Origin of the sequence: Mesorhizobium sp. M2D.F.Ca.ET.226.01.1.1 (assembly GCF_004022705.2) — a bacterium.
Classification (GTDB): domain Bacteria; phylum Pseudomonadota; class Alphaproteobacteria; order Rhizobiales; family Rhizobiaceae; genus Mesorhizobium.
The window spans coordinates 1-10,631 of record NZ_RZOY02000029.1; the positions used below are offsets into that span (position 1 = coordinate 1).

Here is a 10,631-nt window from a genome sequence, read left to right on the forward strand (position 1 = left end):
AGCGTCCTCCGATTTCGCTTCGGCGTTTCCAGCCGAAACGCCAGCCCGCGTTGTCATGGATCAAGGGAAAGGGCCGGAAGAAATGATTGTACGACACCCACTTGGGGATGTCCTGCGCCCTTTATCGACCGATCAGATTTGGGAGAAATTCAAGGGCCTCAGCAGAGAGAACGTTCACCCGCGGTGGCAGGACGAGATCCTCTCGGCAATAGGCAACCTCGAAGCAGCAGGGCTTGGGCCTCTTCTGGCTGCTCTCTCTCGACGTGGCAGGCGATATGCCGAAGAAGACGCCGCGCGTGAACTGGCCCGATCTTCCGAAGCGTTGCAGTGATTCGTCGAGACGGACGGGCAGGCACATCTCGGGTAACGCTATGCTATTGGTATCCAAACGGCCAAGGCCGCTATGGTCTCGGAAGATTTTCCTGGGGCGGGTTGGGGGAGTGTCATGTAGCCCTGCTCTCGTCGACGATATGTCGAAGATTGTCGATGCCGTCTGGATGAAGACGAGGACAGCTTCGCTTTATTCGGCTGCCAGATTGCCGCGTAGGCGCTCAGACCATCCTCTTGCGAGAACATCTCGGCTCGAGGAATTGCGTAAAAAGTTTTCGTCTCGCCCACGAGAAGCTCGATGTTGTGGAGACCTTTCCTAGTCTACACTTGACCGCCCCCCAAAAGCGTCCTGCCGTGATAATTTTCGCTTTGGCCGCGCTGTTTGCGGTGGGTTGCGGGACCCACGCCAAAGTGGGCCTGAAAGGCCCGTGAGAAATGACTGCGGTTGGAAAAGCCGGTGGCCAGCGCGACTTCGACGAGCGGCAGGTTTGACTGTTGGAGAATCTCGTCGGCCTTCTCCAACCGTAAAGACCGATAGAACTGCATCACGCTCTGTCCTAACTGTTCCGTTGCCAACCGCTCTAATTGCCGCATCCCAATACCACTCAAGTGTACCAGATCGCCCAGCTTCAGCGGGTCCGCAATGTGGCTTGTCATCAATTCCACCATGGCGACCAGAGCGGGATGGCGCAGATCGTACCTGCGTATTGGGTCCAATTGCTGAGGGGCCTCGGCCTGCCGGACGCCGGTATGGATGAACCAATCGCTGACCGCACGGGCCAATTCCACACCGTGATCTGAAGCGATCAGCGCATGGGTCATGTCTAGGGGGGCCATGCCGCCCGCGCAGGTGAAGCGGTCACGATCGATGACGAACAGCCGCCGTTCGATGAGTGCGTCGGGATACGTCTCCCGCATTGCATCAATGTGCTGCCAGTGAATTGTAAACCGGCGTGACGACATCACACCCGCTGCCGCCAGGATTGCCGCTCCGCCTGAGATTCCGCCCAAAGGCACTCCCGACCGGGCGAGACGGCGCAGCCAAGCGAGGATCCTGTCGTCTCGATAGGTGAGGGGGTTGCCGCCGGCGACGACGAAGAGAATATCGAAATCAGTGCCTGCTTGTGAAACAGGTTCGGTCTCGAACGCACCCGAGACGGAACTGCGCATCCACCCGCCCTTGGCCGACATGAAGTTCAGATCGTAAAGAACCCGCCCGCTAAGCAGGTTGGCGGCGCGCAGCGGCTCGACCGCGGAGGCTGCGGACATCAGGGCATAGCCTTCGATCAGCAGGAAACCGTATCGCCGCGGGCTGCCGTGATTCCCGTCAATCATCCCGTTGAAAATCCTATCATCCACATCGTTCGCACATGTCCGGCAAAAGCACACATGAGTCAATTTTGAAAACACCTCGCTGCCCTTGCCGTGACATAGTCTCGGCAGTCCAAGGAGTCCTTGATATGAAGTTTTCCGGCTTCCGCGTCTTTGCTGAAGCGCTCAAGGGTCACACCGGGTGGCGGCCGCTCTGGCGCAATCCCGATCCAAAGCCTTCCTACGACTATTTGATTGTCGGCGGAGGCGGCCACGGCTTGGCCACAGCGTATTATCTGGCCAAGACCTTCGGACGATCGCGTATCGCCGTGCTGGAGAAAGGTTGGCTCGGATCCGGGAATGTCGGGCGGAACACGACGATCATCCGCTCGAACTACCTGCTTGCCGGCAATGAGCCCTTCTATGAGTTCTCGATGAAGCTCTGGGAAGGACTGGAGCAGGAGCTCAACTTCAACGCAATGGTTTCCCAGCGCGGCATCATCAACCTTTTTCATACGGATGCGCAGCGCGATGCCTTTCGCCGCCGCGGCAATGCCATGATGCTGGCGGGGGCGGGCGCACGGCTGCTGGGTCGGGAGGAACTGCGCGCCATGGTTCCGTTCCTGAATTACGACAACGCGCGCTTCCCGATCAAAGGCGGCCTGATGCAGGCGCGTGCCGGCACCGCGCGGCACGACGGCGTGGCCTGGGGCTATGCCCGCGGCGGCGACAGCCATGGCGTGGACCTGATCCAGAATTGCGAGGTGACCGGTTTCCGGCTCGATCGCGGCAAGGTGCGTGGCGTGGAGACATCGCGTGGCTATATCGCCGCCGACAAGGTCGGGGTGGCGGTGGCGGGCTCATCGAGCCGGGTCATGGCAATGGCTGGAATGCGGCTTCCGATCGAAAGCCATGTCTTGCAGGCTTTCGTCACGGAGGGGCTCAAACCCACCATTCCCGGTGTGATCACGTTCGGGGCAGGCCATTTCTACATCAGCCAGTCCGACAAGGGCGGGCTTGTCTTCGGCGGCGATATCGACGGCTACAATTCCTATGCCCAACGCGGCAACCTGCCGGTGGTGGAGGACGTCGCAGAAGGCGGCATGGCGCTGATGCCCATGATCGGGCGGGCGCGGCTCCTGCGCATGTGGGGGGGCGTGGTGGACATGTCGATGGACGGTTCGCCGATCATCGACCGCACGCATATTGATGGCCTCTATCTGAACGGCGGCTGGTGCTATGGCGGCTTCAAGGCGACGCCAGCCAGCGGCTATGCCTTCGCCCATCTTCTTGCCACCGGCGCACCCCACGAGACAGCGCGTGCGTACCGCATCGACCGTTTCGCACGCGGCCATGTGGTCGACGAGCGCGGCGCCGGTGCCCAGCCCAATCTCCACTAAGGCGGTCCAATGCTGATCCCACATCCACTTCTGGGCCTGCGGGATGCGCAGGAATTCACCTATCTGGGCGACGCGCGGCTCATCGACCGTCCAGATCCCTCCGCGCCCGATGCCGAGGCCGCCTTTTGCGATTACGTCTTCCTGCGCGACAACCCGGCCGGCGTGCATCGCGAATTTTGGTTCCACGAGCAGGGCGACCGGTCATGGCTGGTGGTGACGCGCGACACGGTCACGCATGAAGTCCTCGGTGCGGAACTGGCCCGCGATGCCGCCCTTTCGCGGACGAGGTGCAGCAAATGACACGACTGTCCGGAGGGCTGATCGACCGCTCGCAGACCTTGAACTTCAGTTTCGACGGCAAGCGCTACCAGGGCAATCCCGGCGACACGCTCGCCTCGGCGCTGCTGGCCAATGGCGTTCGTCTGATGGGACGCAGCTTCAAGTACCACCGCCCGCGCGGGCTGCTGTCTGTCGGCTCGGAGGAACCGAACGCCTTGGTAGAACTGCGCTCGGGCGCGCGGCGGGAGCCCAACACGCGCGCGACGACGGTGGAACTGTTCGACGGACTGGAGGCTCGAAGCCAGAACCGCTGGCCCTCACTCGGCTTCGACGCGTTGGCGGTGAACGACCTGCTGTCGCCTTTCTTCACAGCCGGCTTCTACTACAAGACCTTCATGTGGCCGAAAGCCTTCTGGGAAAAGCTCTACGAACCGGCGATCCGCAGGGCGGCGGGCCTCGGGCGCCTTTCAATGCAGGCCGATCCCGATGTCTATGACAAGGGCTTCCTGCATTGCGATCTCTTGGTCATCGGCGGGGGGGTGGCCGGGCTTGCCGCGGCGCTGACGGCGGCGCGCTCCGGCGCACGTGTGATTTTGGCCGACGAGGATTTCCGCCTGGGCGGGCGGCTTCTGTCCGAGACGAGAACGTTGGACGGAGCGCAAGCCAGCGACTGGATCTCAGCGTTGGAGGCTGAATTCGAGAGCCTGCCGAACATTCGCGTGATGCGTCGCACCACGGTTTTCGGGGTCTATGACCACGGCATCTATGGCGCGGTGGAAGGCGTGTCCGATCATCTCCCAGAGGCGAACGGGCGTGTGCGCCAGACACTCTGGCGTATCACGGCGAAACGCGCGGTCCTGGCGGCGGGCGCGACAGAGCGCCCGATCGCTTTTGCCGACAATGACCGTCCGGGAATCATGCTGGCCGGCGCGATGCGGGCTTACGCCAATCGCTGGGCGGCATGTCCGTCCGAGACCATCGCTGTCTTCACCAATAACGATGACGGTCATCGCACCGCGCGCGATCTGGCCGCCAAGGATGTCAAGATCGCCGCCGTCATCGACGTGCGCCCCGACGCGAAGGCTCGCGGTGACTACCGGCTGATCACGGGGGGCATGGTGGCTGGCTCACGCGGCCGGCTTGGCCTGAAATCGATCGAGGTTCAGGCAAACGGCAGGTCCGAATGGATCGAGTGCGGCGCGCTCGGGGTCTCTGGCGGCTGGAACCCGAATGTGCATCTCTTTTCGCATCATCGCGGTCGGCCTGTTTGGAATGAACCGCTGCAGGCATTCCTGCCCGGGGAGAATGGGCCTCTTGGATTAATTCCGGCAGGTGCGGCGGCGGGCCATTTTTCCACCGGCGACGCCTTGCGTTCCGGCGCGCGAGCCGCACAGCGTGCGATGGGCGAACTTGGAATCGCGGCATCGTTGCCCGATTTGCCGCGCGCTGAGGAGGCAGACTACACGGTTGCGCCCGTCTTCCACGTACCTGGCAAGAAGCGCGCCTGGGTCGATTTCCAGAATGACGTGACGGTGAAGGATATCAAGCTTGCCCATGCCGAGAACATGCGGCCGGTAGAGCATTTGAAACGCTACACGACCCTCGGCATGGCGACGGACCAGGGCAAAACCTCAAATGTGACCGGTCTTGCCGTGATGGCGGAGCTGACCGGGAGGTCGATCCCGGAAACTGGAACAACGATTTTCCGCCCACCTTACACTCCAGTGACGCTCTCGGTCCTGGGCGGCGGCGATACAGGGCGGCATTTCCGACCGCGCCGCCTCACACCCACCCATCACTGGGCCGAGGCGCAGGGTGCGGTGTTCGTCGAGGTCGGCCAGTGGATGCGCGCGCAATATTTCCCGCGTGCGGGCGAAACGCACTGGCGCCAGAGCGTGGACCGCGAGGCCAGGGCCGTGCGCGGCGCAGTGGGCCTGTGCGATGTGACGACGCTCGGCAAGATCGATGTCCAGGGCGCGGACGCGGGCGAGTTTCTCAACCGTCTCTACTGCAACATGATGGCCACGCTGAAAGTCGGCCGGGTCCGCTACGGGCTTATGCTGCGCGAAGACGGATTTGCCTATGACGACGGCACCTGCGCGCGGCTGGCCGAGGATCATTGTGTGGTCACCACGACGACCGCAAACGCCGGTCTGGTCTATCGCAACATGGAATTCGCGCGGCAATGCCTGTGGCCGGAACTCGACGTCCAGCTCATCTCCACGACCAATGCCTGGGCGCAGATTGCCGTCGCCGGGCCGAAGTCGCGCGCTCTGCTCGCCCGCATCGTTGACGGGTTCGACCTGTCGAACGAGGCTTTCCCCTTTATGGCCTGCGCGGAGCTCACCGTCTGCGATGGCCTGCGCGCGCGGCTCTTCCGCATCTCCTTCTCGGGCGAACTTGCCTACGAAATTGCGGTTCCCGCACGCTACGGCCACGCATTGATCGAGCGGCTGATGGAACTGGGAGCCGATCTCGGAGCGACGCCCTACGGCACCGAGGCATTGGGGGTCCTGCGGATCGAGAAGGGACACGCCGCCGGCCCTGAGTTGAACGGACAGGCGACGGCCCTCATGGTCGGGCTTGGCAGTATGGTATCGCAGAAGAAGGATTCCGTCGGCGCCGTGATGTCGCGGCGTGAGGGCCTTGCCGGCGACAGGCGACGCCTGGTCGGGCTGCGGCCCGTCGATCCTGCCGGGAAGGTGGTCAGCGGCTCACATCTTTTTGCGGAAGGTGCACCGTGGAAATTCGATACCGATCAGGGTTGGATCACCTCGGCTTGCTACAGTCCACATGTCGGCTCAATGATCGGGCTCGGTTTCCTCGAGAATGGCGATGAACGGCTGGGCGAGGTGATCGTGGCCGCGAACCCGCTCGAAGGCGAAAGCGCGCGCCTGCGCGTCGTGCCGGCGCATTTTGTCGATCCTGAAGGAGCACGTCTTCGTGAGTGACCTGAGACCCATCACCGCGCTCGGTGCCGCACTACCACGCCTCGCATCGTTCGGGGCGTTGGAGATCCGTGAGAACGGGGGTCTGGCGCTTGCCTCCATGGCGCTGCGCCGCGGAACCGTTGAGCCCACGCCGTTCGGCCTCGCTCTTCCCGGACCAGGCCGCTGGATTGCAGGGCAGGGGGTTGCCGCGCTGTGGACCGGGCTGGATCAGTGGATGATCGAGGCGGAAGGCCGCGCCGAGCTGGATTTTGCCGCCGAGCTCAAGCAACTCGCCCCTGGCTGCTCGGTGACCGAGCAGACCGATGGCTGGGTCGCGTTCGAGATCGTTTCGCGAGCCGGCACAGGGCCTATCGATGCACTGCTGTCGAAGCTCGTTAACGTCGATCTCGCGGATTTTGGCCCGGGCCGCGCGACGCGCACCGGGCTTGAGCATATGAGCTGTTTCGTCATCCGCCGCAGCGAGGCTCATATCGCCGTGCTGGGCGCGCGCTCGTCGGCCGGATCGCTCTGGCACGCACTGGAAACGGCGGCGAAGCGGCTAGAGGAAAGGTAACATGACCGCTCAGATCATCGACGGCAAAGAGTCCGCCGCGCAGCTACGGTCGAGCGTTGCTGGGCATGTGGCCTGGCTCAAGGAGGAACACGGCATTACGCCGGGCCTGGCAGTGGTTCTGGTAGGCGGCGATCCGGCGTCGGAAGTCTATGTGCGCAACAAAGGACGGCAGACTATCGAAGCTGGCATGAGCAGCCTTGAACACAAGCTGCCCACTGAAACATCTCAGGCCGATCTGCTTGCTCTAATCGAGCAGCTGAATTCCGATCCGGATATTCATGGTGTCCTTGTCCAGCTCCCTCTACCCAGTCATCTGAACGCCGATCTGGTGATCAATGCGATCGATCCAGCAAAAGATGTCGACGGGTTTCACATTTCGAATGTCGGGCTTCTGGGCACGGGACAAAATGCGATGGTGCCATGTACCCCATTGGGTTGCCTGATGTTGCTGCGAAGCCATCTCGGCGATCTCTCTGGGCTTGAAGCCGTGGTCGTGGGGCGCTCGAACATCGTCGGAAAACCGATGGCGCAACTCCTGCTCAATGACAGCTGCACCGTAACCATTGCTCATTCGCGTACACGCGATCTGGCATCATTCTGCCGTCGAGCCGACATTCTTGTCGCTGCCGTCGGCCGCCCCGAGATGATCCCCGGCGACTGGATCAAGCCGGGCGCTACAGTGATCGATGTGAGCATCAATCGGATCGCGCGGGATGGCAAGCAACAACTGGTGGGCGACGTGGATTTTGGAAGCGCGGCGGAGGTAGCGGGAGCGATAACGCCGGTGCCGGGGGGTGTCGGTCCCATGACCATCGCCTGTCTTCTCGCCAACACGGTTACCGCCTGCTGCCGTGCTCATAGGCTGTCCGAGCCTGAGGGGCTCACCTTATGAGCCCCTTGCAATCCGGCACTCTACCTGACACGCCCGAATGGATCTCTTCCGCACACACGAGCAAGCTCGCCATGGACAAATACTACCTGACCGTCACCTGCAAGTCCAAGCGCGGGATCGTCGCGGCCATCGCAGGATACCTCGCCGATAGCGGCTGCAACATCACCGACAGCTCGCAGTTCGACGATACGCAGACCGGCAACTTCTTCATGCGCGTGAGCTTTATCTCTGAAGATGGCGCTGGCCTCGACGCGCTGCGCAACGGCTTTGCTGACACCGCCGAGACGTTCGGAATGGACTTCGCCTTCCATGACGAGAGCCAGAAGATGAGGGTGATCATCATGGTCTCGCGCTTCGGCCATTGTCTCAATGACCTTCTGTATCGCTGGCGCATCGGAGCGCTGCCAGTCGACATAGTGGCGGTGATCTCGAACCATCTGGACTACCAAAAGCTGGTCGTGAACCATGACATTCCGTTCCACTACGTCAAAGTTACGAAGCAGAATAAGAGGGAAGCCGAAGCGCAGCAGATGCGCATCGTCGAGGAGACCGGCGCGGAGCTGGTGGTGCTCGCCCGGTACATGCAGGTGCTGTCGAATGAGATGTCCGAGAAGATGTCCGGCCGCATCATCAACATCCATCACTCCTTCCTGCCGTCATTCAAAGGAGCGAACCCCTACAAGCAGGCTTTTGAGCGTGGGGTAAAACTGATCGGCGCGACCTCGCATTATGTCACCGCCGATCTCGACGAAGGGCCGATCATCGAGCAGGACACGGTGCGCGTCACCCACGCCCAGAGCCCATCCGACTATATATCGCTCGGGCGCGACGTCGAAAGCCAGGTTCTCGCACGCGCGATCCATGCTCATCTCCACCGCCGCGTCTTCCTCAACGGGAACAAGACCGTGGTCTTCCCCGCTTCGCCAGGCTCCCATGCTTCGGAACGTCTGGGATGAGTGTACGAATGCAACGAGGTGACCCGCATTGCTTTTTCTCGACCCGCGACGGTGTCACGAGATCGGATCGCAAATCGCCCACCTGCAACTTCGGTGACGTTGGCGCCCTATTCTCGACCCTAGGAAGAAAACGCCATGACTTCTCACTCCACCAGTATGCGGCAATTCCTCGTCTGGAAACCCGAGGAACAGACGCCTCTGACCGCGCTGTCGCCTCAGGCCCCGCTCGACCGGCCAGTCGAGCGCTTGACCTGTCGTCGGTTCTCGAAGTATCGCTAACAGCCTTCGGACCACAGGAAGGCGGCGAACTCCGGCCCGATGCATTTTAGATTGATCAGCATCGCCGGTGCCGGGGAGACGACATGCGCGGCAGCGAGCACAGCATCGCGAGCAGCCTCAACCGCCTTGATCTGTTCCAGCAGCAATTCGAGCGGATCAAGTTCCCGGCTGATCTGCATCTTCAGATATGCAGGCATCGCTCAGCCGTCGCCGGTCTTAAGCGCCTCCAGTCGCTTGCGCCGGTCGCGATGCATTGGTTCTTGGGCGGATACGCCGTGGGCGAACAGCCGGCCATTGATGCGGTTGACGTGGCGCACGCGCTCGTCCGTCAACGCCTTGCGCTCACGCGTGATGCGGCAACGGTCCTCCTTTTGGGGCGTCGCTACCCGAAGCATCGCACACACCCGTGGCTCGACTAGCTTGTAGGCCAGCAACGCCCGGATCAGCGCCTCACCGTCGATCTTGTCGGTCTTTGCGCGACGGCGCCGGCGCGAAATCGCAATCGACGCCGCATCGACGACGTGACTTTCGATGGATCCAGAAACCATCGAGCCCGGCCTCATGGATCACGATCGGAGAACACTGCCCGGTCGCGCCTCTGCCTTCTTTTTAAGCTCGACAAAGCGCGCCAGCAGTCCGGCGATGTTGCCGGCCGCCACCGAATGCTTCGACATCTTCTCGCCGCCAACTGGCGACAGCGAGGTGATCACCATGTCGAGCGGCTGGCGCTTGAAACCCGGAACAAGCGCGGCAATCACCCACTTCGCCTTGCTCATCTCGATGACGGCGACGATCGTGTTATCCTGTTCGAGAGCGGTAAGGGACCGGCTTGAGTCAAAAGACTACGACATGGGGCGGCTCCTTCTGATGGTGGATTCAACAGCGCCGAAGGATGCCACACCTCGCCGCTCGCCCTATAGCATCTAAGCAGGACCACCCATTGTTGGCGGGATGAACAGTCGTGGCCATGCCGCTTGCATTTGACATAAGAGTTCGAAATGGGACGAAGATTGCGCCAAGATCGATACGGATAGCCGTCGGCCCTTCGGATTGGTGAGCTGCAACGGGCATGCTTGCCTCCAGGGTAAGGTGTTGGTTCCGCGACCTCACTTTGCCACAGCGCAGGTCGCTGTCCACCCTCCTCATAGGATCTGATGCTCACCCTGCGCGATGCGGTGCCCAGCTAGCCACACTGCGGCTCACGCTCCTCAAGCTCGACGGCCGCGTGGTCGAGATGAAAACCCAAATTCGCCTGCATTGCCGACATCCTGCCCGGACCAGCGTATCCTGCGCACCGTCCTCAGTCGCATCCCGCAACTCGCGACATAAACAATGGGGCGCAGACGTCCCGAAACAAACCCGCTGACCCAAACCACTCGCCTTCCATCACGACGGATCACCGCCGGCGCCTATTACGCTTGGGAAGACGCACGGTAAAGGCAACCAGATCGCCGCTTCAGGCCGCCGAAAGCTCATCTCCGTGCATCAAGCAGGTTAGGACTTCACCCCATAGGGGCATCTCGCCGCTAGATGGCAAAAATATAAAAATTGCATTTGACGCAAACCACCCGGCAGTTGACCATCTAAGCACAACGACGGGAGCGGAGGAGAGGTAATGGCGAACACTCAGTCGAGCTTGGCGCCCGGGCTTCCTTTTAGCGAGGCGGAGTATAACCGTCG

General features: G+C 61.8%; 7 protein-coding genes and 2 pseudogenes. 7 read left to right on the forward strand and 2 right to left on the reverse strand.

Annotated features, from left to right (window positions below; translation table 11 throughout):
• A pseudogene (locus tag EN869_RS34865) lies at nucleotides 1-331 on the forward strand (hypothetical protein); the annotation flags it as partial.
• Between the two features lie 320 nt (nucleotides 332-651).
• On the opposite strand, the gene EN869_RS33455 reads toward EN869_RS34865, so the two are convergent.
• A complete protein-coding gene (locus EN869_RS33455) occupies nucleotides 652-1,665 on the reverse strand; it encodes a GlxA family transcriptional regulator (protein ID WP_210212399.1) in 1,014 nt (337 codons plus the stop codon).
• Nucleotides 1,666-1,790: 125 nt separating this feature from the next.
• On the opposite strand from EN869_RS33455, the gene EN869_RS33460 reads away from it, so the two are divergent.
• The 6 genes from EN869_RS33460 (at nucleotide 1,791) to purU (ending at nucleotide 8,672) form a co-directional block, all read left to right on the forward strand.
• A complete protein-coding gene (locus EN869_RS33460; protein ID WP_126101856.1) occupies nucleotides 1,791-3,041 on the forward strand; it encodes a sarcosine oxidase subunit beta family protein in 1,251 nt (416 codons plus the stop codon).
• A gap of 9 nt (nucleotides 3,042-3,050) precedes the next feature.
• The gene (locus EN869_RS33465; protein WP_126101855.1) at nucleotides 3,051-3,341 is read left to right on the forward strand and encodes a sarcosine oxidase subunit delta; all 291 of its coding nucleotides are present in this window, start codon (nucleotides 3,051-3,053) and stop codon (nucleotides 3,339-3,341) included.
• Nucleotides 3,338-6,271, forward strand: a complete 2,934-nt coding sequence (locus EN869_RS33470; protein ID WP_126101854.1) for a sarcosine oxidase subunit alpha family protein — start codon at nucleotides 3,338-3,340, stop codon at nucleotides 6,269-6,271. Before EN869_RS33465 ends, EN869_RS33470 begins: the two co-directional genes overlap by 4 nt.
• Entirely contained in the window at nucleotides 6,237-6,824 is a 588-nt protein-coding gene (locus EN869_RS33475; protein WP_245460085.1) for a sarcosine oxidase subunit gamma, read from the forward strand. Before EN869_RS33470 ends, EN869_RS33475 begins: the two co-directional genes overlap by 35 nt.
• Before the next feature lies 1 nt (nucleotide 6,825).
• Entirely contained in the window at nucleotides 6,826-7,716 is an 891-nt protein-coding gene (gene folD / locus EN869_RS33480) for a bifunctional methylenetetrahydrofolate dehydrogenase/methenyltetrahydrofolate cyclohydrolase FolD (protein WP_126101853.1), read from the forward strand.
• Between the two features lie 71 nt (nucleotides 7,717-7,787).
• Nucleotides 7,788-8,672 (forward strand): formyltetrahydrofolate deformylase, encoded by an 885-nt coding sequence (gene purU, locus EN869_RS33485; RefSeq protein ID WP_126101852.1) that lies wholly within the window; start codon nucleotides 7,788-7,790, stop codon nucleotides 8,670-8,672.
• Nucleotides 8,673-8,950: 278 nt separating this feature from the next.
• On the opposite strand, the pseudogene EN869_RS33490 reads toward purU, so the two are convergent.
• Nucleotides 8,951-9,727, reverse strand: a pseudogene (locus EN869_RS33490) (IS110 family transposase); the annotation flags it as partial.
• Between the last annotated feature and the right edge of the window lie 904 nt (nucleotides 9,728-10,631).